Origin of the sequence: Pseudomonas tritici (assembly GCF_014268275.3) — a bacterium.
In the GTDB taxonomy this organism is placed as follows: Bacteria; Pseudomonadota; Gammaproteobacteria; order Pseudomonadales; family Pseudomonadaceae; genus Aquipseudomonas; species Aquipseudomonas tritici.
On sequence record NZ_CP077084.1, the window covers coordinates 4,317,058 to 4,339,748 of the forward strand.

The 22,691-nt window shown below is 59.8% G+C and carries 27 protein-coding genes, 1 pseudogene and 1 riboswitch; of the genes and pseudogenes, 11 read left to right on the forward strand and 17 right to left on the reverse strand.

The features are described from left to right. Positions 1–12 precede the first annotated feature (12 nt). A complete protein-coding gene (locus HU722_RS19535) occupies positions 13–222 on the forward strand; it encodes a hypothetical protein (protein WP_038442076.1) in 210 nt (69 codons plus the stop codon). A gap of 272 nt (positions 223–494) precedes the next feature. Here HU722_RS19535 and ptrR read toward each other — a convergent pair whose 3' ends face one another. Beyond that, entirely contained in the window at positions 495–1,367 is an 873-nt protein-coding gene (gene ptrR, locus HU722_RS19540; RefSeq protein ID WP_065874131.1) for a putrescine utilization regulator PtrR, read from the reverse strand. Between the two features lie 103 nt (positions 1,368–1,470). Here ptrR and HU722_RS19545 point away from each other — a divergent pair, with 103 nt between their 5' ends. Beyond that, a complete protein-coding gene (locus HU722_RS19545; protein WP_065880877.1) occupies positions 1,471–2,853 on the forward strand; it encodes an aldehyde dehydrogenase family protein in 1,383 nt (460 codons plus the stop codon). 65 nt (positions 2,854–2,918) lie between these two features. Here HU722_RS19545 and HU722_RS19550 read toward each other — a convergent pair whose 3' ends face one another. Continuing rightward, positions 2,919–3,224, reverse strand: a complete 306-nt coding sequence (locus HU722_RS19550) for a protealysin inhibitor emfourin (protein WP_065880876.1) — start codon at positions 3,222–3,224, stop codon at positions 2,919–2,921. A 14-nt stretch (positions 3,225–3,238) separates the two neighbouring features. Next, a complete protein-coding gene (locus HU722_RS19555) occupies positions 3,239–4,303 on the reverse strand; it encodes a M4 family metallopeptidase (protein WP_065880875.1) in 1,065 nt (354 codons plus the stop codon). Between the two features lie 127 nt (positions 4,304–4,430). Between HU722_RS19555 and HU722_RS19560 the strand changes: the two genes are divergently transcribed. Beyond that, positions 4,431–5,375 (forward strand): DNA/RNA non-specific endonuclease, encoded by a 945-nt coding sequence (locus HU722_RS19560; RefSeq protein WP_065890603.1) that lies wholly within the window; start codon positions 4,431–4,433, stop codon positions 5,373–5,375. A 341-nt stretch (positions 5,376–5,716) separates the two neighbouring features. Here the strand turns inward: HU722_RS19560 and HU722_RS19565 are convergent, their stop codons facing one another. After that, entirely contained in the window at positions 5,717–6,160 is a 444-nt protein-coding gene (locus HU722_RS19565; RefSeq protein ID WP_065890602.1) for a hypothetical protein, read from the reverse strand. Positions 6,161–6,278: 118 nt separating this feature from the next. Further along, positions 6,279–6,473: riboswitch (cobalamin riboswitch) on the forward strand. 116 nt (positions 6,474–6,589) lie between these two features. Between HU722_RS19565 and HU722_RS19570 the strand changes: the two genes are divergently transcribed. Genes HU722_RS19570 through HU722_RS19580 form a run of 3 tightly spaced genes read left to right on the forward strand, consistent with a single transcriptional unit; the run spans position 6,590 to position 9,374 of the window. Next, positions 6,590–7,600: an ABC transporter substrate-binding protein gene (locus HU722_RS19570; protein ID WP_065890601.1), complete on the forward strand. Its 1,011-nt coding sequence runs from the start codon at positions 6,590–6,592 to the stop codon at positions 7,598–7,600. Beyond that, complete coding sequence (locus HU722_RS19575) at positions 7,597–8,613, forward strand: FecCD family ABC transporter permease (RefSeq protein ID WP_065874139.1); 1,017 nt, start codon at positions 7,597–7,599, stop codon at positions 8,611–8,613. Before HU722_RS19570 ends, HU722_RS19575 begins: the two co-directional genes overlap by 4 nt. Further along, positions 8,610–9,374, forward strand: coding sequence for an ABC transporter ATP-binding protein (locus HU722_RS19580; RefSeq protein WP_065874141.1), 765 nt, complete (start codon positions 8,610–8,612; stop codon positions 9,372–9,374). Before HU722_RS19575 ends, HU722_RS19580 begins: the two co-directional genes overlap by 4 nt. Before the next feature lie 68 nt (positions 9,375–9,442). Here HU722_RS19580 and HU722_RS19585 read toward each other — a convergent pair whose 3' ends face one another. The 5 genes from HU722_RS19585 to tspO all read right to left on the reverse strand — a co-directional run bounded on the left by HU722_RS19585 (position 9,443) and on the right by tspO (position 12,228). Next, complete coding sequence (locus HU722_RS19585) at positions 9,443–9,940, reverse strand: GNAT family N-acetyltransferase (RefSeq protein ID WP_065890600.1); 498 nt, start codon at positions 9,938–9,940, stop codon at positions 9,443–9,445. After that, on the reverse strand, positions 9,937–10,161 hold the full coding sequence (locus HU722_RS19590; RefSeq protein ID WP_065874145.1) for a hypothetical protein: 225 nt from the start codon (positions 10,159–10,161) through the stop codon (positions 9,937–9,939). Before HU722_RS19590 ends, HU722_RS19585 begins: the two co-directional genes overlap by 4 nt. A gap of 107 nt (positions 10,162–10,268) precedes the next feature. After that, entirely contained in the window at positions 10,269–10,808 is a 540-nt protein-coding gene (locus HU722_RS19595; protein ID WP_225930640.1) for a dsRNA-binding motif domain-containing protein, read from the reverse strand. A 35-nt stretch (positions 10,809–10,843) separates the two neighbouring features. Next, positions 10,844–11,788: an alpha/beta hydrolase fold domain-containing protein gene (locus HU722_RS19600; RefSeq protein ID WP_065880869.1), complete on the reverse strand. Its 945-nt coding sequence runs from the start codon at positions 11,786–11,788 to the stop codon at positions 10,844–10,846. Further along, positions 11,788–12,228, reverse strand: a complete 441-nt coding sequence (tspO, locus tag HU722_RS19605) for a tryptophan-rich sensory protein TspO (protein WP_065874148.1) — start codon at positions 12,226–12,228, stop codon at positions 11,788–11,790. Before tspO ends, HU722_RS19600 begins: the two co-directional genes overlap by 1 nt. A 163-nt stretch (positions 12,229–12,391) precedes the next feature. Between tspO and chrA the strand changes: the two genes are divergently transcribed. Further along, positions 12,392–13,606, forward strand: a complete 1,215-nt coding sequence (gene chrA, locus HU722_RS19610) for a chromate efflux transporter (protein ID WP_065890599.1) — start codon at positions 12,392–12,394, stop codon at positions 13,604–13,606. Here the strand turns inward: chrA and HU722_RS19615 are convergent. After that, complete coding sequence (locus HU722_RS19615; RefSeq protein WP_065890598.1) at positions 13,595–14,167, reverse strand: nucleotidyltransferase family protein; 573 nt, start codon at positions 14,165–14,167, stop codon at positions 13,595–13,597. The genes chrA and HU722_RS19615 overlap by 12 nt on opposite strands. A 233-nt stretch (positions 14,168–14,400) precedes the next feature. Between HU722_RS19615 and HU722_RS19620 the strand changes: the two genes are divergently transcribed. Further along, positions 14,401–15,006 (forward strand): SEN1982 family lipoprotein, encoded by a 606-nt coding sequence (locus HU722_RS19620; RefSeq protein ID WP_065874154.1) that lies wholly within the window; start codon positions 14,401–14,403, stop codon positions 15,004–15,006. Between the two features lie 57 nt (positions 15,007–15,063). After that, positions 15,064–15,189: pseudogene (locus tag HU722_RS19625) on the forward strand (DUF6124 family protein); the annotation flags it as partial. Positions 15,190–15,192: 3 nt separating this feature from the next. On the opposite strand, the gene HU722_RS19630 reads toward HU722_RS19625, so the two are convergent. From HU722_RS19630 to HU722_RS19655, 6 genes are all read right to left on the reverse strand, one after another. Then, complete coding sequence (locus HU722_RS19630) at positions 15,193–15,426, reverse strand: hypothetical protein (protein WP_065874155.1); 234 nt, start codon at positions 15,424–15,426, stop codon at positions 15,193–15,195. A gap of 143 nt (positions 15,427–15,569) precedes the next feature. Continuing rightward, positions 15,570–16,886 carry an MFS transporter gene (locus HU722_RS19635; RefSeq protein ID WP_065874158.1) on the reverse strand — a complete coding sequence of 439 codons (1,317 nt, stop codon included), beginning with the start codon at positions 16,884–16,886 and terminating at the stop codon, positions 15,570–15,572. Between the two features lie 66 nt (positions 16,887–16,952). Beyond that, a complete protein-coding gene (locus HU722_RS19640; RefSeq protein WP_065890597.1) occupies positions 16,953–17,477 on the reverse strand; it encodes a gamma carbonic anhydrase family protein in 525 nt (174 codons plus the stop codon). 12 nt (positions 17,478–17,489) lie between these two features. Next, on the reverse strand, positions 17,490–18,680 hold the full coding sequence (locus HU722_RS19645; protein ID WP_065874160.1) for a CaiB/BaiF CoA transferase family protein: 1,191 nt from the start codon (positions 18,678–18,680) through the stop codon (positions 17,490–17,492). Positions 18,681–18,705: 25 nt separating this feature from the next. Next, the gene (locus HU722_RS19650) at positions 18,706–19,635 is read right to left on the reverse strand and encodes a hydroxymethylglutaryl-CoA lyase (RefSeq protein WP_065890596.1); all 930 of its coding nucleotides are present in this window, start codon (positions 19,633–19,635) and stop codon (positions 18,706–18,708) included. A 119-nt stretch (positions 19,636–19,754) separates the two neighbouring features. Beyond that, positions 19,755–20,654 carry a LysR family transcriptional regulator gene (locus HU722_RS19655; protein WP_065874163.1) on the reverse strand — a complete coding sequence of 300 codons (900 nt, stop codon included), beginning with the start codon at positions 20,652–20,654 and terminating at the stop codon, positions 19,755–19,757. A 219-nt stretch (positions 20,655–20,873) separates the two neighbouring features. Here HU722_RS19655 and HU722_RS19660 point away from each other — a divergent pair, with 219 nt between their 5' ends. Both HU722_RS19660 and HU722_RS19665 read left to right on the forward strand, forming a co-directional pair. Further along, the gene (locus tag HU722_RS19660; protein WP_065946353.1) at positions 20,874–21,143 is read left to right on the forward strand and encodes a hypothetical protein; all 270 of its coding nucleotides are present in this window, start codon (positions 20,874–20,876) and stop codon (positions 21,141–21,143) included. 218 nt (positions 21,144–21,361) lie between these two features. Beyond that, positions 21,362–21,685: a low molecular weight protein tyrosine phosphatase family protein gene (locus HU722_RS19665; protein WP_065890595.1), complete on the forward strand. Its 324-nt coding sequence runs from the start codon at positions 21,362–21,364 to the stop codon at positions 21,683–21,685. Between the two features lie 206 nt (positions 21,686–21,891). Here HU722_RS19665 and HU722_RS19670 read toward each other — a convergent pair whose 3' ends face one another. Beyond that, on the reverse strand, positions 21,892–22,347 hold the full coding sequence (locus tag HU722_RS19670; protein WP_065890594.1) for a hypothetical protein: 456 nt from the start codon (positions 22,345–22,347) through the stop codon (positions 21,892–21,894). Between the last annotated feature and the right edge of the window lie 344 nt (positions 22,348–22,691).

The window sequence follows — 22,691 nt, forward strand, 5'->3', positions numbered from 1 at the left end:
TGTGAGAGCCTTATGAGAAACGATGACCTGGACCTGCGTGCCGACCGCGACGAGCTGGACCACTTCACCCCACGCGCGCCGCAAGCCAAGCGCCAGAAGAGCTTGGTGTTGCAGGTAGCGCTCGGCGTGTTCCTCGGAGGCCTGGCACTGTGGCTGGTGCAATTGGGTGCGACCGCGTTAATGGCAAAACTGGCGATGGGCACCCTGCAATTCGGCGGCTGATAGCGATCAAATGTGGGAGCTGGCTTGCCTGCGATGCCAGCACCCCGGTGTATCAGGCAAAACGAGTTGATGCTATCGCAGCATAAGTATCTACACATCTTGAGCGAGCCCTCTGCGTAGCAGCTGTCGAGCCCTGGCGAGGCTGCGTCAGCGGTGTGTCAGACAGACCGCAAACGCAGCCTCGCCAGGGCTCGACAGCTGCTACGCACTATCACATTGAAAATGTGTAGATATCTGTGGCTATCGCAGGCAAGCCAGCTCCCACATTCGATCTACTGCGTTACCAAAGCGCGTTCCTCCAGCAACTTCACAAAGCTGTTCAAACTCTGCGACACCGTGCCCCGGCGCCAGATCAGCCAGGTGTGCAAGATCCGGAAACTCTCCGTCAGCGGCCACACACTCACCGCCGCAAACCCCGGCATGCTTTCCAGCATGCTGCGCGGCATCAGCGCCACCCCGGCCCCGGCGCTGACGCAGGCAAGCATGCCGTGGTAGGACTCGATCTCAAAGATCTTGCCCGGTACCGCGCCGTCCTGTGAGAACCAGCGCTCAAAGTGGTGTCGGTACGAGCAGTTCGAGCGAAAGGTGTAGATGTTCTCGCCGTTCACCTCTTGCCCCCGGGTAATCGGCGCGTGATGCAGCGGCGCAATCACCACCATCTCTTCTTCAAATACCGCTACGCCCTCAAGGGTGCTGTGCAGCACCGGGCCATCAACAAACGCCGCCGTCAACCGTCCCGACAGCACGCCTTCAATCATCGTGCCCGATGGCCCGGTGCTCAGGTCCAACTCAACCTTGGTGTGCTTCTGGTTATACGCCGCCAGCAACGCCGGGATACGCACCGCCGCGGTGCTCTCCAGCGAGCCGAGGGCAAACGCGCCCTGGGGCTCCTCCCCCGCCACCGTCGCGCGGGCTTCCTGCACCAGGTCGAGGATGCGCCGCGTATAGCCGAGGAAATTCCAGCCGGCCGGCGACAGGCGCAAGCGGCTTTTCTCGCGGATAAACAATTCCACGCCCAGGTCCTGCTCCAGTTGCTTGATGCGCGTGGTCAGGTTCGACGGCACCCGATGAATCAACTGCGCGGCGGCGCTGATGCTGCCTTGCTCGGCAACGGCCTTGAAGATTTCCAGCTGCACCAGATCCACATCATTCTCCAATCGTGAACGTATTGCTTAATATTATTCAGTTTCCAGAAAAGAGATAGCCCCGTAGGCTGAACTCAACGTATTCATTCAGCAGGACGGCGCCATGAACGCAACCACCCATGCCCTCTCGATTAACCCGGCCAACGGCGAAACCGTTGGCAGCTATCCCTACGAAACCCATCAGCAACTGGACGCCGCCCTCGATCGGGCCACCAGCGCGTTCCGCACCTGGCGCCGCCAGCCAGTGAGCCAGCGCGCCGAGTTGCTGCTGAGCCTGGCCAACGCCCTGCGTGACCAAGCCGAAGAAATGGCCCAGACCATCACCCTGGAAATGGGCAAACCCATCGCCCAAGCCCGTGCCGAAATCGAAAAATGCGCGCAACTCAGCGAATGGTACGCCGCCCACGGTCCGGCCATGCTCGCCCCGGAACCGACGTTGGTGGACAACGGCAGCGCCCAGATCGAATACCGCCCGCTCGGCCCTATCCTGGCAGTCATGCCGTGGAACTTCCCCGTATGGCAAGTGCTGCGCGGCGCCGTGCCGACCATGCTTGCCGGCAACACCTACGTGCTCAAACACGCACCGAACGTAATGGGCAGCGCCTATCTGATCCAACAAGCGTTTAAAAAGGCTGGCTTCGCCGAAGGGCTGTTCGAAGTGATCAACGTGGCCAACGAAGGCGTGTCCAAAGCCATCGCCGACCCACGCATCGCCGCCGTTACCCTGACCGGCAGCGTGCGTGCCGGCATCGCCATTGGCTCCCAGGCCGGCGCTGCACTGAAAAAATGCGTGCTGGAACTCGGCGGCTCCGACCCGTTCATCGTACTCAACGACGCCGACCTCGACGCCGCCGTGCAAGCCGCCCTGATCGGCCGCTTCCAGAACAGCGGCCAAGTCTGCGCCGCCGCCAAGCGCCTGATCATCGAGGCCGGCGTGGTGGAAACATTCACCGTCAAATTCCTGGAGGCCAGCCGCGCCTTGGCGATGGGCGACCCCACCTCAGCCGCCACTTATATTGGCCCGATGGCCCGCTTTGACTTGCGCGACGAGCTGCACGGCCAGGTCCAGGCCACCCTGGAAGAAGGCGCAACCCTATTGCTGGGCGGTCACAAAGTACCCGGCGCCGGCAACTTCTACGAACCGACCGTACTGGCTGACGTCACCGACCAGATGACCTCGTTCAAGCAGGAACTGTTCGGCCCCGTGGCCTCGATCATCACCGCCCGCGACGCCGACCACGCCGTGGCCCTGGCCAATGACAGCGAGTTCGGCCTCACCGCCAGCATCTTCACCACCGACCCGGCGAAGGCACGCGATATCGCCAACCAGTTGGAAACCGGCGGGATCTTCGTCAACGCCTTCAGCGTTTCCGACCCTCGGGTGGCGTTCGGCGGCGTGAAAAAAAGTGGGTTCGGCCGCGAATTGTCGCACTTCGGCGTACGCGAATTCTGCAACGCGCAAACCGTGTGGCTGGACCGCAAATAAGCCGAGCACTCCCTGTGGCGAAGGCGCTTGCTCCCGCTGGACTGCGCAGCAGACCTAAAACGGCCTCAACACCGAATATGCCTGCGCACGCACTGCACCAGCCCGTCCAGTGCCTGGGACTTCACCGGCGCCAGCACGCACACCGTGTGCTCGCGCTGGCCCTCTGTCACGGTCAGGGTGTAATGCACCTGGCCTGGCTTCCCGGACTCCGGAACGGTGCTCTGCGGCAACTGAAAAAAGTCTGAAGCCGCGATCAGTTGCCGCAACTCCTGCTGATCCTGCTCAGGCAGAGCGTCCAGCTTTACCGTACGAGGCTGGGCCAAGCCGGGAAAAAACGCCGGTCCGCCGTTTTCCTTGATCGAAATCTGCATGGTTGTTCCTCACGTCAGACCGAAATGCCGACCGCTTTCCAACCTTCCTTGACCGCCTTCTGCTCATCCTTGTTCGCGCCGTAGAGTCGGCCGGCAATATCGTAGGTGATGCGCGCAAAGCGCAGAAACCCCGAGTTGGGCCGCAGCCGCGCATCGCGCAACGCGTCATACCAGATACGCCCGGCGCGCTCCCAGGCGAACCCGCCCAACTTCGTCGCCACTTGGTAGAACGCATGGTTGGGGATGCCGGAATTGATATGCACCCCACCATTGTCCTCGTAGGTCTGCACAAAATCATCCATGTGCCCAGGCTGAGGGTCCTTGCCCAGCAGTTCGTCGTCAAACGCGGTACCGGGGGCTTTCATCGAGCGCAGGGCGGTGCCTTTGATCTTTGGCGTAAACAGCCCCTTGCCGATCAGCCAGTCGGCGTCTTGTGCCGATTGCTGCAGTGCATATTGCTTGATCAGTGAGCCGAACACGTCCGACAGCGACTCGTTCAACGCGCCGGACTGATTGAAGTACATCAGCTTGGCCTCATCCTCGGTGACGCCATGGGCCAACTCATGGCCAATCACGTCGAGCGCCACTGTGAAGCGATTGAACAACTGCTCATCGCCATCACCAAACACCATCTGGGCCGAGTTCCAGAACGCATTGTTGTAGTTCTGGCCAAAATGAACGGTCGCGTCCAATGCCATGCCGGCATCATCGATGGAGTTGCGGTCGAAGACCTGCTCGAAAAAATCAAAGGTGGCGCCCAAGCCATCGTAGGCCTCGTCCACCGCCGCATCACCGCTGGCGGGCTGCCCTTCGCCACGGACCAGCGTTCCCGGCAGGCTGTCGGTGCCCTCGGCGCTGTAGATCGAACGCCGCTTGCCTGCGCCCATGGCCAGGGCCATGTGAGCGGGCCCTTTGGCGGGCACCGCGACCATACGCAGCGAGCGAAACGTGCTGTCTTTGGCGCGGGTGCGCAACGCGATTTCCCGCTGCGCTTTATCACCGTTGCGGGCGATCTGGTCGAGCATGTAGGGCGGGATCAGGCAGAAAATCGGATTGCGATGCTGCTGGCGAACACACATTGGCTGGCTCCATTTGGCATGTGACAACGTCCGGGTATCGACTCAGGATAGCCCCCTGGGATCAACGCGTGTCATCAATTGTCATTAACCTATGTTGCAGTCGTGTTTATCCAAGGAGGACTGACCGATGCCCGCACGCAAAACCAAAATCGACCTTTCGTACCGCCCACGGCTCGCCGACCTGCGCCCGCTGCTCGCGCCGAGCCCCACTCTGCTGGAGGCCAGGGCGGCGACGCCACGCGTCACTGCGGCCAAGGATTTCAAGGACCGGAGCGGCTACGCCGAGGATTTTCTCGGCAGCTTCGTGGTGCCCTGGCCCACCGTTGAGGACGCGATTGCGGATGATGTACAGACGCTGAAAGAGGGCGGCGACCGCCTGGACTACACGCACTTCTCGGTGACGATGTCACGCTCAAGGCGCCTCGCGCTGTACGTGGGCGCCAATATCGACGGGGGGCTGCATGTGGACGTTGCCCGTAGCAACGACATCTGGGCCTACGATGGCCGCCTGCCCATCGACGCGCAGGTGGGCGAAGACCTCTACGCCAGCAATGGCCTTGATCGCGGCCACCTGGTACGCCGACAGGACCCCAATTGGGGCGACGAGGCAAAAATCGCCAACTTCGACACATTCCACTTCACCAACTGCTCGCCGCAGATGAATGGGTTCAACCAGAAGACCTGGCTGGAGCTCGAAGACTATATTCTCGATAACACCCAACGCTGGAAAGCCCGCGCCACCATGTTTACCGGGCCGGTGTTTGCCGACGACGACCGAGTGTACCGGGGCGTTAAAATCCCCAAGGCCTTCTGGAAAGTCGTCGCCTACCTCGGTGACGACGGCAAGCCTCGCGCGAGTGCCTACATGATTGACCAGAACCGCGAATTGGGCCAGCTCGAGCTGGTGTTTGGCCAGCTCAGGACCTACCAACGCAGTGTGGTCCAGATAGAACGGCTGACCGGCCTCCGTTTTGCCAACCTCGCCGACTACGACGGCTTCAGCAACGAAGAACGCGCCACCGGCACGCGGATTGAAGCGCTGATACAAGGTCCGGAAGACATTCGTCTCTGACCGAACGGACGACGTACATCAAGTGTGGGAGCTGGCTTGCCTGCGAAGACGGCGGCACAGGTATCTACATATTTTCAATGTGAAAGTGCGTAGCAGCTGTCGAGCCCTGGCGAGGCTGCGTTTGCGGTCTGTCTGACACACCGCTGACGCAGCCTCGCCAGGGCTCGACAGCTGCTACGCAGAGCGCTCGCTCAAGATGTGTAGATACTTCTGGCTATCGCAGCGGTTCGACAAGCCAACACCCACATTTTGATCTGCGGTGATTGGCCGACTCCGTCCAACATCGGCCTAGACGCGGAACAACAGCGCCAGTTTGCCCAGACGGCTCTAAGTGCGAGTAGTCATTGCGCATTGATGTAATGAAATTGCGCCTGGGTCTTTTCAACGGCCGCACGCACTGTGTCTCTTTGTGCATCGGTGCCCGAGTAGTAAATCTGCATCCCGTTCAAATCCTGCCCTTCGACCGCTTTGCTGATCACAGCAACGTCAACTGGGCTGCCGGCGCCGATAATCAAAAAGAACACATCGCCCATGCGTTTTGCATTCAGCAATTCGCCCCTGAGGTGGGCGGCGTTCTGATCACTGGCCATGGCAATCGCCAGCGTATCGCCAAACAAACCGGTTTTGGGGATGCTCATCGTGTGCAAACGGAGCTTGTCCGAGCCGGCGGGCATCGACTTGACGTACGCGGTGGCGGCCTCGTCAAGAATCTGCTTTTCAGATTTGCCCTGCGTGGCGCAACCGGCGAGCGTGGCGATAAGGGCGAGGACGATTAATGATTTCACTGTGCTTTCCTTGTGTGAAGACTATCCATGGGATGCGCATCATAGGATGACGAACTCCGCGAGAGCTACCACCGTGTTCACGCCTCGAGTATTTGGAGCTCCCGCTAAGGTGCCTGATCGACTACCATACCGCGCCGGTTCCCAAACGGGACTAATAGGGAATCCGAAGCGCGCTACACCCGCGCCAATCGGAACTGCCCCCGCAACTGTAGGTGCTGAGCCTGCTCCTTAATGCCACTGGATCACGTCCGGGAAGGCTGGAGCGTGGCGACGACGCATCAGTCAGGAGACCTGCCGGCTTAAGCTCAATCACTAACCGGCGGGGTGTCCGGGAAGGACACGCTTGCCTGTCTCCACCACAGTGCCCAAGGGTGTGTTTCCGAACCGTACCTCCCCAGTTCCACGTACGGTTCACTCGGAGATTGCCCCATGCTGCCACGCGTCACCGCCCTGCTCGCCGGCGTCAGCTTCTGTGCCCTGGCCCAAGCCGCGCCCACCCACTACCCACTGACCGTGGAAAACTGCGGCAGCCGCCTGACCTTCCAGCAGGCTCCCGCGCGCAGCGTGACGATTGGCCAGGCGGCTACCGAGATGCTTTACGCGCTGGGCGTGGGCGATAAGGTGGTGGGCACTTCGTTGTGGTTCAACAGCGTATTGCCGCAGTTCAAGGCGCAGAACGACAGCATCGAGCGCCTGGCCAACAACGAGCCGAGCTTCGAAGCGGTGATCGCCAAGCGCCCGCAACTGGTAGCCGCCGAGCTGGAATGGGTGGTCGGGCCACAAGGCGTGGTCGGCACCCGCGAGCAATTCCATGAGCTGAAGATCCCTACCTACCTGCTGCCCTCCGACTGCGAAGGCAAAGACAACCTGGTGGGCGCAGATGGCACGCGGCTGGAGCCTTTCCGCATCGCGACGATCTATAAAAGCATCAGCCAACTGGCGCAGATTTTCGACGTACAGGACCGCGGCGAACAATTGAACGACGAACTCAAGGCGCGCCTGGCCAAGTCGGTCGCCACTGTGCAAAGCAAAGGCCTCAAGCACGCCAGCGCGTTGGTGTGGTTCTCCAGTTCCGAGATGGCCAGCGACCCGTACGTGGCCGGCCACAAAGGCATTCCCGAGTTCATGCTGCAAACCCTCGGCCTTTCCAACGTGGTGCAGTCCGATGAAGAGTGGCCCGCCGTCGGCTGGGAAACCATCGCCAAGGCCAACCCGACCTTTTTGATCATCGCACGCATGGACCGGCGCCGTTACCCGGCTGACGACCATGAAAAGAAACTGGCCTTTTTGCGCAGCGACCCGGTCACGCGCAACATGGACGCGGTGAAAAACAACCGCATCATCATCCTCGACGCCATGGCGCTGCAGGCCAGCATTCGTACGTTCGACGGCCTTGAACAACTGGCGGCCGCCATCGACGGCTACGACCTGCACAAATGACTGCCAGCCTGATCCGGACCCTAGTTGCCCTGGCCTTGCTACTGATCGCCCTGCTCGCCGGCGTGGCCATCGGTGAAACCGCCATCTCGCCGCAGGTCGTGCTCCAGGTACTCGCCAACAAACTGTGGGCGGCCGGCTATGTGCTGGACCCGATCGATGAGGGCGTGGTGTGGAACTACCGCCTCACGCGTGCCCTGGTAGCCGCCGCGTGCGGTGCGGGGCTGGCGACGTGCGGGGTGATCCTGCAGTCGTTATTGCGCAACCCATTGGCCGATCCGTACCTGCTGGGCATCAGCGCCGGCGCCTCGACTGGCGCGGTGCTGGTGGCGCTGATGGGCGTGGGCGGCGGGCTGATTTCGTTGTCGGCGGGTGCGTTTGTCGGCGCGGTGGCGGCGTTTGCCCTGGTGATTCTGCTGGCGCGCGCCAGCGGTTCGTCGAGCGGCACCGGCCAGATCATCCTCGCCGGCATTGCCGGATCGCAGCTGTTCAATGCGCTTACCGCGTTCCTGATCACCAAGTCGGCCAGCTCCGAACAGGCGCGCGGCATCATGTTCTGGCTGTTGGGCAACCTCAGCGGCGTGCGCTGGCCATCGGTGTGGTTGGCGGTGCCGATGGCGGTCGTGGGCTTGGCGGTGTGCCTGTGGCATCGTCGGGCGCTGGATGCGTTCACCTTTGGCAGTGACTCGGCGGCGTCCCTCGGTATCCCCGTGCGCCGCGTGCAGTTTGTGTTGGTGGGCTGCGCGGCACTGGTGACGGCGGTGATGGTGTCGATTGTCGGCGCCATCGGCTTTGTCGGGCTGGTGATCCCCCACGCCGTGCGTCTGTTGCTCGGCACCGGGCACTCACGCTTGCTGCCGGCCAGCGCGCTCGGCGGCGCGCTGTTTTTGATTGCAGCGGATGTGCTGTCGCGCACGCTGATCAAAGGCCAGGTGATTCCGGTCGGCGTGGTCACGGCGCTGGTCGGTGCGCCGGTGTTTGCGCTGATCCTCATTGGCCGGAGGAACGCGCGATGAGCGTTTTAAGCTGCACGGGGTTGGGCTTCAAGGTGCGTGAGGCTGAGTTATTACGCGATATTCACCTGGACGTGCAGCTGGGTGAAACCTTGGGGATTGTCGGGCCAAACGGTTCCGGTAAATCCACCTTGCTCAAACTGCTGGCAGGCTTGCGCGCGCCGGCATCTGGCGAAGTATTGTTGGGCGGCCAGCTTTTGGGCGACCTGTCCCGCCGCGCCATCGCACAGCAACTGGCCGTGGTTGAGCAACAGGCTGACACGGACGATGCCATCCGCGTGTTCGACGCCGTGGCGCTGGGCCGTACGCCGTGGTTGTCGGCGCTGAGCCCGTGGTCCAGCGAAGACGATGCCATCGTGAACCAGGCCTTGCATGACGTCGACGCCACTCACCTGAGCAAACGCGCCTGGCGCAGCCTCTCGGGCGGTGAACGCCAACGCGTGCACATCGCCCGCGCATTGGCGCAACGGCCACAGATATTGCTACTGGATGAGCCGACCAATCATTTGGATATCCAGCACCAGCTGGCGATCTTGAAGGGGGTGCAAGGGCTGCCGGTGACCACATTGATTGCGCTGCATGACCTGAATCAAGCGCTGACCTGTGATCGGCTGGCGGTACTGGATCGTGGACAGTTGGTGGCGCTGGGTAAGCCGATGGAAGTGCTGACGCCGCAGCGCTTGCAGGAGACGTTTGGGGTGCAGGCGCACTACCTGACAGACCCGTTTGATGGCGTGCAGATACTGCGGTTGCGCCCGAACTAGAGGCTTCACACAATACACATGTGGGAGCTGGCTTGCCTGCTCCCACATTGATTTGCGGCGTTTCACGTCTACAACAGTCGCTGCATGTGCGTCGTCTGCCACACCGGGTCCGCGTCTACATCCACCACTTCAAACCCCTGCCGCACCCAAAAATCAATCGCCCCCGGCAAAAACGGGTGGGTATGCAGGTAAACCACCTCAACCCCCTCCGCTTTCGCCATTGCCTCCAGCGCCCGATACAACGCCCCCGCCAGACCAAAGCGGCGATAGGCCGGCAACACAAACAGGCGCACCACTTCCACTGTCTTGCGGCCCTGGTAATTCAACTGCGCAAAACGCCCGTCGTAAGGCAAGTAACCAATGGCCGCAACAATCCGGCCCGCCTCCCGAGCGATTAGAAACTGCCCATCGCCCTGTAGATAGATCGCCTCGAATTGCGCCAGGTCCGCCGGCATCCCCGCCGCACTGAGCTTCGGGAACAGCTCGGCGCGGGCCTGCAGCACAAACCTCAGTACGTCAGGAATATCCGCAGTCGTGACCGCCTGAATCCGAGGGTTTTCGCTCATACAACCTCAATCTGCGTGATTCCCACCACCTGCGCCTGTTCCAGAATCTCCTCCGGCGTCGCATCCGCAGGCGGCAGGATCAAGCCATTCTCGGCATCGCCGAAATGCAATTGCAGCAAGTGCAACGCCGCCTCATGCACCGGCAATTCGGGCTGCTTGAATTCGAACACATGGGTGCGCAATTCTTCGTTGAATCGGTAGTTGAGTGTGTATTGGCGCATGGTGGAGTCCTCATGATGAGAGAAGAGCAGCTGATTAACCTGACTCATTGATCAAGTTTTTAGTTCAATGAATCAGCCTTTCAACGGCCTCACGTCACAGGTACCACTCACTGGCGCAACTCACAGACTGCACTGCCCTTCATCCCCGACGCATGCACGCTCACGTGGCGTACGGCAAACCCTGGTTTCTCGACAAGCTTCTTCTCTTCCCAGACACCGCCGTTTTCGACTTGATAGCCGATCGTGCCATCTGCTTGCCAAGTCAGCCGTAGGGTGTACACGCCGTTATGGTCGGGAGCTCGATGGAAGAAGGTATCGATGACTGGCTTTGCCTTGTTGAACGTGCGCAGCTCGAATAGCCGCTCGTCGCTGTCGGCGGGCGTATAGCTGGACAGGAACAGCGTATCGTCTTCCGCAGCATCCTCGGCGGCCGCAAGAATGACCGAAGGCACCCACTTTTCGCCACGGTCCTGGGTGTCGGTGGCGACCTTGCAGGTCAACTGGCCTTTGCCCGTGACGTCCTGGCGGAAGGCCGTCTCGTAGTAGCCGTAGGGCACGTCGAAGCGCAGTGTCTTCTCGGTGACTTGCTCACAGCCGGCCAGCAGATACAGCGCCGATAACCCGATGAATCCTTGAAGAACCTTCACGTGCTGTCCTTGGCTTGAATGGGGGGAGCGCAAGGTTACCCGGACGAAGAAAGATTGAGTACTCCCCCGTCCATTCTTTGACTGATCCACTGGCGGCTGTAGGCAAGCACGCCCGCCCCCATCACCACCGGAAAATGGATAAACCCATGGGCCGACTCCGGCAACAGATGCGCCTCAGCCCCCGGCCACTGCTCAGCGATCAACAAGGTGTCATCTTTCAACGGGTCCAACTCGCCCACAAACATCAACGCCGGCGGCAACCCGCCGAAGTCGCCATACAGCGGTGACAACGGCGCCTGCCGACGCTCGTCATCACTCAACCCCGGCGTCAGCATGCGCAGTGCCTCGACCATGCCAGGCCCATCCAGCAACAAGGTTTCGGGCCCCGCCGCGCGCACGCTGGGGGTGCCGGCCAAATCGTAAACGCCGTAGTACAACACCGCCCCGCTTACCCGTTTGAGCAAATCGGGCCACTGCTTCAACGCCAGTAGTGTCGCCGCCGCCAAGTGCCCGCCCGCCGATTCGCCGACGACGAACACCGGCAGGTCGGCAAACTCATCCGTGGCCAGCAACCATCGCGCGGCCGCGAGGCAGTCGTCCATTAGCCCCTCGACCGGTGTGTCGACCGCCAGCCGATAATCCACCGACACCACCGCCACGTCACACGCGTTGACCATACCCAGATTGAGGTCGTCATCCATCTGCGCATTGCCAATCACCCAGCCGCCGCCGTGGATATCCAGCACCACGCCTTTGGGTTTGCCGCTCGGCCGCAGGATGCGCACGGGCACTGAATCGACCACCTTGCACTCAGCATCCGGCCCTTTCCTGACCTTTTGGCTGACGCGCAACAGCACCTGAATCAGACGCGGTGTAACCCGATTGCGGATTTTAAAGCGCGGCATCCACGCGAGCTTTTGATTGAAACGGCGCATCTCGGCCAGTTCAGGCTCACTGGCGGGCCAGAGCGTATGGGCCATCAGCGGTTATTCCGCAGGATCGAGAAATTCAACGCCGCCGCGACACACAGCCACGCCAAGTAGGGGAACAGGATCAAGCCGGTGATCAAGTCCAGGCGCACCGCCAACACCACCATCGCCGCTACGGTGAGCCACAGCACGGTAATAATCACCATCCCGGCCAAGATGCGATGGGCGCCGAAGAACACCGGCGTCCACAACGTGTTCAACGCAATCTGCGCCGCCCACAGGGCCAACACCATTTCGCTGCCTGGGATCAGGCTGAGGCGGTAACCGGCCCAGGCCAGCAGCAGGTATATGATCGTCCACGCCACCGGGAACAACCAATTGGGCGGTGTGAAGCTGGGTTTCACGAGGGATTCGTACCAGGCGCCTGGTTTGAAAATGATGCCGGTGCTGGCAGCCGCCGCGCAGGCCAGCAGGAAAATAAAAAAGGTCATCGTCTGTCCTTGCTGTCGTCAGTATCAGTGATGGGAAGGCTTTCTCCGTGCATCTTTCAATGACTCAAATGCGCGCGCAAAAATTCCATCACGCGTTGCAATTGGCGTAAACAGAGGCCTCTTCTTCACGTCATCAAAATTCGCTAAGGTGGCGCAACCCCTCATGAGACCTCACCCCTTGGCCCATTCCTGTGCTGATCATCCCGGCAGCCCCTGGTCGGTATTCCTGATCTTCCTGCGCCTGGGCCTCACCTCGTTCGGCGGCCCGATTGCGCACCTGGGTTATTTTCGCGAGGAGTTCGTCACACGGCGACGCTGGCTGAGCGAGCGCAGTTACGCGGAATTGGTCGCGTTGTGCCAATTCCTCCCTGGCCCGGCCAGCAGCCAGGTCGGCATCGCGCTGGGCCTGTCCCGCGCCGGTTACCGTGGCGCCGCTGCTGCCTGGGCCGGGTTTACACTGCCGTCAGCCATCGCGCTGATCCTGTTCGCCCTGGGCCTGTCCCACGATGGCAGCGCCCTCCCCGACGGCGCGCTGCATGGCCTCAAAGTGGTCGCCGTGGCGGTGGTCGCCCAAGCCGTCTGGGGCATGGCGCGTTCCCTGTGCCAAGGCCTGGCGCGTGTGATACTGATGCTGATTGCGGCGTGTTTGGCGCTGCTGGAACCGTCCGCCTGGGCCCAGGTCGGGGTGATCTGCGCCGCAGGCGTGGCCGGCCTGCTGCTGTTCAAACGTGAGCCGAGTGCCGAGCCTGACGCGCTGCCGGTCGCCATCAGCCGCCGCGCGGGCGCCCTGTGGCTGGGGCTGTTCCTCGTGTTGCTGGCGGGCCTGCCGATTCTGGCCGGCTGGTTGCCCAATCCCACGCTGGCCTTGGTAGATGCCTTCTACCGCACCGGCTCGCTGGTCTTCGGCGGCGGCCATGTGGTGCTGCCGTTGCTGCAAGCCGAAGTGGTGCCACCGCACTGGGTGAACAATGACGTATTCCTCGCGGGCTACGGCGCCACGCAAGCCGTGCCCGGCCCGCTGTTCACCTTTGCCGCGTTCCTTGGCGCCTCGATGAACCATGCCCCGAACGGCTGGCTGGGTGGCGTGATTGCGCTGCTGGCTATATTTGCCCCGTCCTTTTTGCTGGTGATGGGTGCACTGCCGTTCTGGGCAACCCTGCGCCGCAGCCCACGCACCCAGGCCGCGCTGGCCGGAGTGAACGCGGCAGTGGTGGGGTTATTGCTGGCGGCGCTGTATCAGCCGGTGTGGACCAGCGCGATCTTCACTGCGCTGGACTTCAGCTTGGCACTGGCCGCCTTGGTGGCGCTGATGGTCTGGAAGCTGCCGCCCTGGTTGGTGGTGGCCGCCAGCGCCGTGCTGGGAGGGTTACTGGGGTGAACCCGGCGCCACAATCTTCAGCCACGGCCAACGCGCTTGATAACTCTTGGCCTTGTGCATGAACAACGCCGGCTCCGCATGCAGCGGGTTGATGCGCAGCACGCCGTGCTCCACGTCATCCAACCCATAGGGCGCGTACACCTCACCCGTCGCGATATCCAAGCCGATGCACGTACCTGCCACCAGGTAACGATCCACGCCCTGCTTGGCCGAGTGCAACTGCGGATAGGGCCGACCAAACCGCTCGCCGTACCAAAGGTGCACCCGCGCCTGGTTCTTCACCTCCACATTCACGCCCAGGTCCTGGAACAGCGCCTCGGCCGAACGAATCACCGCATCTTCCGCCTCGTAGGACATGTCTGTGTCGAAGTAAAAGACGTCGTAGTCTTTCACGCCCTGAGCGGCGGGAAGATTCGCTTGATGGTTCCACACTGCCTGGAACAGACAGCCGGCGGTGAGCATGCATTGGTCCACGCCGAGGTCGGGCAGGCGTGCGGTGATTTCGGCGTTGATGGGGTTGGCCATGGCCAGTTGGAGTAGGGTTTCGACAGTCAATGTCATGCTCAATCCTTCGTTGTGAGGCCTGTTCCAGGAGGCAATTCTATAGCGTATTGGAGGGCGGCTCTGGTCCTGAACGCGGGAAAAACGCCTCCCATTGCTCGCGCCTGATTCGTCATCCCCATGCCCAAGGTGGGCAGATGCAGGTCAAGGTAAGGCAAAGGCATCAGCCTGGAAACATCTGCTCGACGTTAATGTCTCAGTGCCACCCCCTCCCAATCGTCAAGGATAAAACGATGCGAATCAACGCCCTGGCCCTCGCCGCCACCAGCGCCCTGCTGCTCACCGCTTGCAGCGACAGCCCTTCGGACACCGACATCCACGCCGCACTGCAACCCCGGCTGGAAGGGGCTTCCTGCGTGACGGCAGCGATGTTCAAAAGCTTCCCGGTCACGCTGAGCTCAACCTTCAGCACCGGCGTCTCCAGCGGCAACGCGCCCGCCTTCGATGCGCTGACAGACGCCGGCCTGCTCGCCAAAAGCGACAAGACCTACAGCCTCACCGACCCTGGCCGCGCCGCCTACGTGGAACAAGCATCTGGCTTTTGTTACTCACAAGGCTATGAAATCGCCAAAATCAAGGACATCGCCCCCAACACCGGCCCAATGGGCGCCGCCGTGGATAAATCCTGGATCGTGACGGTGGACATCCGCCAGAAACCCATCGCCGCCTGGGCCAAAACCCCAGCGATAGAAAAACTGGCGCGCAACCCGGAAAACCTCTCCGACGTGCCGAAGACTTACCACGTGACCGTGGGCCGGGTGAAAGGTGAACAAGGCTTGAAACTGCTCGACCCGCGCTTCTCGATCATGCGCGGCGTGAGCGTGAGCCAAGGCTACTAACGCCCCTAACCCCTGTGGCGAGGGAGCTTGCTCCCGTTGGGCTGCGCAGCAGCCCAAAACACGCTGCTGCTCGACCTGTCCGGCAAACACCGCGACGTCGCCCTGGCGATCCACCAACTGAGCGAACTGGGCGTGTTGCTCACGGCCAAACTCCTTGACCGCGAAGCACCCTGCCCCGGCTGATGGTTAGCCCTTCAACTCACCCGCCCGGTTACTCGCCGCATCGTCGTAGGCCACATACAACGACTCGGCGATTTGGCTCTTGATGGCTTTGGTGGACTCAAGCCCCAACACAAACCCCTCAGCTTTGCCACCGGCGCGATTGAGCTCTTCATGGGTTGAAGCGCCAGTGATGGCTTCGAGGAGCTTGATGGCGTGAGGGCCTACGCCTTTGGGAAGGGAGATTTGGTCGATGGACATTGCGGTACCTTTTAAGAATGAGGTCGGTAGCGCGTGAACCACTGCCGGGGGTGGCATGGTAGACCGGTTGTGAAAGAAAGGGGGCGCTTGCGCGATTCAAGCCCTTCAACAATCAGCAAGTCCGGTCATTCGTGAGAATTTCGTCAGGACCTGGGATTCTTGACGTAGCGCATGACGACGAAACAAGCGACTAGAATCAGCGGTGCAATGGAGAGCATGCCCATGTAGGTAGAGCCGGACAGATCGTTGATTTTGCCCACCATCACAGGTGCAACCATGCCGCTCAATTGGCCGATGGAGTTGATTGCTGCTGTCCCGGTAGCGATAGCCAGGCCGGAGAAGGTCGACTGCGGGATGGTCCAGAAAATCGGGATCGCAATAAAGGTGCCCGCAGTAGCGAGTACGAGTGCTGCCATCATCGCCCATGACGAGTCGGAGAACAGGCAGGCCAACACGTAGCCTACTGCCGCCGCCACCAGGCACCACACAAGGTAAGTCTTGCGTTCACCTGTACGATCAGAACGCCGGGTCAGCCATATCATGCCGATACAGGCCACGATGTAAGGCAACGCCGAAAGCATCCCTATCCAGAATAGACTCTGCACACCGGAGGATTTGATCAGGTGTGGCATCCAGAAGTTGAGGCCATAAGCAGCGGTCTTGATCACAAAGTAGATGAACGCCATGAGCGCCACTTCCCGGGTCAGCAACACACGCCACAACGATCCCAATACCGGCTTCTGGTTGACTTTGTCATGCGCCAGGTTGGCCGCCAGCAGGTCCTTCTCGCTACGGCTTAGCCATTTGGCCGATTCGATGTCTCGGTCCAGTTTCCACAACACCAGCAGGCCGAGTACCACACAGGGGAGTCCGGACATCAGGAACAGCCAGTGCCAACCTGCCAGCCCGAACACCCCGTCCATCGTGCCCAACAGGATCCCCGCCGCCGGCCCACCGACGGCGCCTGCCAGAGGTACCGCCAGGAACCAAAGGCCATTCATCTTTGCCAGGTGCTTCTTGGGAAACCAGCACGCCAGGTAGAACAGGATCGCCGGGCCAAAACCGGCTTCCATCACGCCGATCAGAAAACGCAGGAAGTACAGGGTGTATTGCGTGTAGGCGAACATCAAAGCCGCCGTCGCCAGTCCCCAGGAGATCATGATCCGACAGATCCAGGCCGGCGCCCCGTAGCGTTTGAGACCAAGACTGCTAGGCACTTCGAATAGCACGTAGCCGAAAAAAAACATGCTCGCGGCCAAACCGTATGCCGCGTCGCTCAGACCCAATTCATGCTGCATTTGGGTCTTGGCGAAGCTGATGTTGATCCGATCAAAATAGGAAAACAGAAAGCAGATAATGGCCAGCGGCATGATGCGCCAGGCCACGCGCCGATACAGCAGCAATTCGTTGATCGTTTCTTCGCTGCGCGCAAGGGCGATTTCGCCAGTCATGGCAACCATGATGTTTCTCCATTCTTGTAATTATTGGAGAGAGGCAAGTTCCTTCAGGAACTTTGCTCAACGGGTTTAGCTGATCAGGATCAGTTTTTCCTTGTAAACCTGACCCTTGACGACATAGTCCTCGGCGTTTCGGTGCATGCCGGCAATCGCTTCAGGCGTCAGTTCGCGCACGACTTTGGCAGGTGCGCCCAGGATCAGGGAGTTATCCGGGAACACCTTGCCTTCGGTGACAATCGCACCGGCGCCAACCAGGCAGTTCTTGCCGATGACCGCACCATTGAGGACAACCGCCTGAATCCCGATAAGCGCACCATCGCCAATGGTGCAGCCATGCAACATGGCCTGGTGGCCGATGGTGACGCCCTTGCCTACCGTCAGCGCAAATCCCGGATCGGCATGCAGCACCGCACCTTCCTGCACATTGCTGTGCTGACCGATGAGAATCGGCTCGTTGTCACCGCGCAGAACAGCATGTGGCCAGATACTGACGCCCTGCTGCAGCGTGACATTGCCGATGACGGTAGCGTCTTGCGCGACGAAGGTTTCGGCGTGGATGGCGGGGATAAGCGTGTCATATTGATAGATAGCCACGGCAGCTCCTCCTCAGGCCTGAGCATCAGTTTTCAGCACACCGGCAGCACACAGCTCGGCAATGTGTTCGTCGCTGTAGCCCAGTTCGCACATGACTTTGTGGGTGTGCTCGCCGATGCGTGGAATTGATCGACGGGGTTGAAGACGCTCGCCATCCAGGGACAACGGCAGCAGTGGCATGGCGGTGAACGATCCGTCTTCGAGTTCAAGATTTGCCAGTCCACCGCTTTTCAGCAGGTGAGGATCTTCAAACAACTCTTCCGGACGACGAATCGGCGCGAATGGAATGCCGTGGGCTTCGAGTTGTAGCGCCAGAGCCTGAGCATCCATGGTCGCGAAGACTTCAGCCAGATGGGCCAGCAGCCGTGGTCGTTGTAGAACGCGGTCGTTGTTGGTGGCAAGAGTCTGATCGTCGAGCAACACCGTCTGGCCCAGCAGCTGGCACAAGGCGTTCCACTGGCCTTCACCGGTGGCAGCAACGAACATCTGCTCACCGCCAGCGAACTCGAACACGTCATAGATGGCCCAGGCGCTGATGCGGTTCGGCATTGGCGCGGCTGCCTGCCCGGTCACCGCGTATTGCTGCATATGTTGGGCGGCGAGCAATACGCAGTTTTCGTAAAGCGCGCTTTGCACCTCACGACCGGCCCCAGTGACGTTGCGCTCGTTGAGCGCGGCAAGCACGCCGATGGCACCGAACATCCCGCCCATGATGTCGTTCACGGAACTGCCAGCACGTAGCGGTCTACCGACAGGGCCTGTCATGTAGGCCAGACCGGCCATCATCTGCACCACTTCATCCAGGGCCAGGCGATTGTCGTAAGGACCGTTCAGAAAGCCTTTGTGTGAGGCATAAATAATGCGCGGGTTACGCTCCCGAATCGCAGCGTAGCCAAAGCCGAGCGCTTGCATGCGGCCAGGTTTGAAGTTCTCGATGAATACGTCGGCGGTGTCGATAAGTTCCAGCACAGCGTCGCGCCCCTGAGGGGTGTTGACGTCAATGGCGATGCACTGTTTGTTGCGGTTGAAGGTGCGAAAAAAACCGGCACCCGCGCCCAGCAGGCGGCGCGTGCCGTCGCCCTGGATCGGCTCGATCTTGATCACCTCGGCACCGAGGTCACCCAGGATCATCCCGCAGGTCGGCCCCATCACCATATGAGAAATTTCGACGACACGAATGCCGTCCAATGGAAGTCTGGACATTAGCGTTTTCCTCGATCAAGCAGGCTCAAGCGCGGTTGGCGACTGGCGTGTAATTGAGTGGAAGGCCAGCGCGGGCAATGCAGCCGTAAAGCGTTTCGTCCGGTAAAGCGGCGCGCAGCAGATCCCTTGAAGCGATCAGTGCGGGCAGATCAACGCCGGTGTCATAGCCCATGCTTTGCAGCATGAACACCAGGTCTTCGGTCACGGTGTTGCCGGACGCGCCCGGCGCGAACGGGCAACCACCCAGCCCTGCCAGGGAAGAATCAAGCTCGGTGATGCCTTGCTGCACCGCCACCAGGCTGTTGGCCAGCGCCAGACCTCGGGTGTCATGAAAATGCGCAGCCCGGAGTTTGTCACCGGCAATAGCGCGAACCGCCTGCAACGTGGTCACCACTTGGCCGGGATTGGCATAGCCGGTGGTGTCGCCAAGCGAAACCAGATCGCAGCCGGCTTCCAGCACCCGACCGGTCAATTCGCAGAGGTCGCTCAATGGCACATCGCCCTGGCGGGTGCAGCCAAATGCAACCGACATCCCGGCGATTATTTGAACGTTGTGCAAACCCATTTGGGTCCGTAGTTCGCACATCCGCGCCAGTTCCTCGACCATTTCCAGCGGCGTACGCCGCACATTGGCCAGGCTATGGGCAGCGCTGACGGAGACAGGCGCAATGATACGGTGAGCGCCGGATTCCAGCGCATCACAACAGCCACGCAGGTTAGGCGCCAGGACCGTTACGACCAGATCTGGAAAACTCAAGGCGTGGGCGACGACTTCCTTTGCATCGGCCATCTGCGGCAGCAGTTTGGCGGGAACAAAGGACGCGACTTCCATATAACGCATGCCGGCAGCATAGGCGGCATCGATCCATTGTCGTTTGGCAGAGGTAGGCATTACGGTTTGAAGGCTTTGCAAACCATCACGCATGCCGACTTCATTGATTGTTATTGTTGTCATGAAAAAGCTCTCACAGGCTGAAGCGCAACTTCAGATTAAAGAGCCGCTGGCTTAGCAAAAAGACGTCATTTACGCGGTGATCCATCGTCAACCGCGATGGATTCAATCAGCCCCAAGGCTCAACCGGTGTTTGCGCGCAAAAGCAGATGATCCAGCAAGCGCCGTGCGGACAGCGACAGTGCATCCCGATCACGCACACAGATAACAAACTCACCCAGTGCCCAATCGTCGGTCAGCGGAATAATGCGCAAGTCAAACAACTGGGCATACCGCGCCACGGCCTCCAGTGGAAATACAGCAAGTCCCAAGCCGAATTGCACCAGGCGGAATGCGGCGTCGAACGACGAAACATAGGAGCGAAACCGCAACTCATGTCCGTCCTTAGTCGCTTCATTACGCATGAAGTTATTCAACGTGGCGAAAGCGGACAACCCCAAATGATCAAAGGCCAGGGTCTCTGCGAACGCAATACGGGGGCGATTGGCCAAGGAATGGTTCGAGCCTACGACGACGGCCAGATGATCCCGACGATAAGGTAGAAACTCCAGATCGCCCATGGCCATTGATCGTCGACAAATGCCCAAATCGGCATTGCCTTCAGCCACACCTCGTACCACATCGGGACTGAAACGTTCTTCGATGTCGGCCTGGATTCCAGGGTGCTTAAGCATGAAGTCAGACAGCTCTTCGGGTAGAAACTCCATAATTGACGAGATGTTTGCCAACACCCGTACATGCCCTCGGGCGCCTTCAGCGTATTCGCCAAGCTCGCTATCGAGCCGCTCCATCGCCCGTGTCAGAGACCGAGCATGCCGAAGCAGCGCCAACCCCGCCGGGGTCGGTTCAACCCCGCGTTTGCTGCGCTTTAGTAGCGCCGTACCAAATCGCGCCTCAATGTCGGAAATACGTTTGCTGACCGCCGAGGGCGCCATAAATGCTCGCTCACTGGCGCTTGCAATCGTGCCCTCTTCACAGACCAGAATGAACAAGTGCAAGGATAAGTGATCCAGGTGCTGCATTACGTCCGTCCATCAAATAGCAATGTGGCGCGAAGATACATTTCTCCGCGTTCAATCTACTGAGGTTTTCGCAAATATTCTGGATATACGCAATCGCCGCTGGAATGGCTTCGAGTTTTGCAGACGCATCGGAGGGCTGCTTCTGGCCGATTTCGCTATTCATCAATCTCCCGAGCGTGCGAAATTACCAGCTCTGCAATTTCTCTCAAAGGCAGCCTCATGACCTCTACCCTGGCAGTGTCGGATATTTTAGGTCCATGGAGTGGCGATACCCCCACAGGAATCATTCAGCGTTGCAGGGAGGCATGGGACACACCTTTAGAGAGTTTGAATGATCTTATGGTCGCTACTTTTTTGAATCAGAATATCGCGACGGAACACTTGCTGATTGAAGCGAAGCGCCACATGAAAGATCAGGAACGAGATGAAACCGAGTACTTCGACGGCCAGCTTCTCGAAGCTATCGAGCGCTTGCAATCCGGGGAGTAATTCATCCCGACAGTTTGTTGCGCTCGACGTGGACTATCTATATTGGATCGCTTTCTATCTCGCGCGACTGGCAGAGAACGTCGATAGCAGCCCTTGTTGTCAGGCAATAATCGGCCAGAACGGACACATTCCTTTATTCCCAGAAGCTACGCTCTGAGTATGTCAACGTGTCCGAACCTGAGCTTCGAATCTCCGGAACAGTTTGGAGCTAACCCACTTTGAATGTGTTGTTCATCTGCGGCAAAAACCGCCTACGTAGTCCGACCGCCGAGCAAATTTTTGCTGATTGGTCGGGAGTTGATACAGCATCGGCTGGTGTCAATAACGATGCGGATGTGCCTGTAAGCCAGGAGCTTCTAGGGTGGGCCGATCTCATTTTTGTTATGGAGCAAATCCATCGAAAGAAACTGACTGCTCGCTTCACCTCGGCATTGACCAATAAACCTATCATCTGTCTGAATATTTCGGATGATTACGAATATATGGCACCTGCTTTGATCAAGCTGCTGGAAGCGAGAGTCGAGCGTTATTTATCCTCCTGATGTTATGTCCGCCTGTGGGCCGTCTCCACCTGATCAGTCGACTGACCGCTCTTGGCCGATTCTGCTGAAAAATCGTACTCGCTTAGCCAAGGTAACCGCCTGTGAAAATGGGATCAGACCACGATTAATAATAGTGGTCTGACCCCTGTTCTTCTTCGAGAAAAGCCCCTTTGCGGGCCCTTTCGTACGCGGGGTAAAAGTGCTAATTACTTGTTCCGCAGTAGCACATACGCTTCACCGCCGTTGCGATCATGCTGAAGAATAAAGTTGTTGTCCTGGATGCGCACCTTCGATGGCACGCGATCTGCTACCGACGTTTGCGAGTAAGTCTGCGCGGCGCTCAGCAGTTGGCGGGTCAGACTGTCGTCGGGTTGCTTCGGAGTGGTAACGACGCATTCCTTTTCGGAAAGTTGCACGGAGAGGTTTTTGTCCGCGGTGAAGCCGATGCGCGTGAAACCCATGTCCTGGAGGTCGTTGATGCCGAAGCGCTTGGCCGCTTCAGCAGAACCGGCGAACGAGGGGGCGGTCTTCAGACAGATTTCGACGAAGGCTTCGATCGCCTTGGAGGTGACAGGCGTCGATACGCTTGGTGTTGCAGTGGAGCAGCTGGCGAGGACTAACAGGCTGGATAAGGCGAGTGTACGGAACAAAGTATTGGACATGAAGCGGGATCCTTCCATTGGAAATTCGGAGTGCAGACGTGGGCTGAGCGGCGCCGGAACGGAACGCCTGCGAATGGTAAATTAAAATGGAGTACGGGGTTTACGACTTTGCGAACCTCTACGCTTGCTGGCAGTGCGCTCGCGACGTGAACCTGTGTGTGCTTGGGCTAGCTTGACGACGGTCGGCAAATTCGCTTAGCAGCAGATTGCATAGCAGCGACAGGCAATAGCCGCTCGATTTCAGTAAATGCTAACCGGACGCTATGGGTCGTTTTCAACCAGTAGCCACAGGTAGAAAACGGCCAAAAGCGGACGCTCGCGGCTTAGCTCAGATTTTACGTATA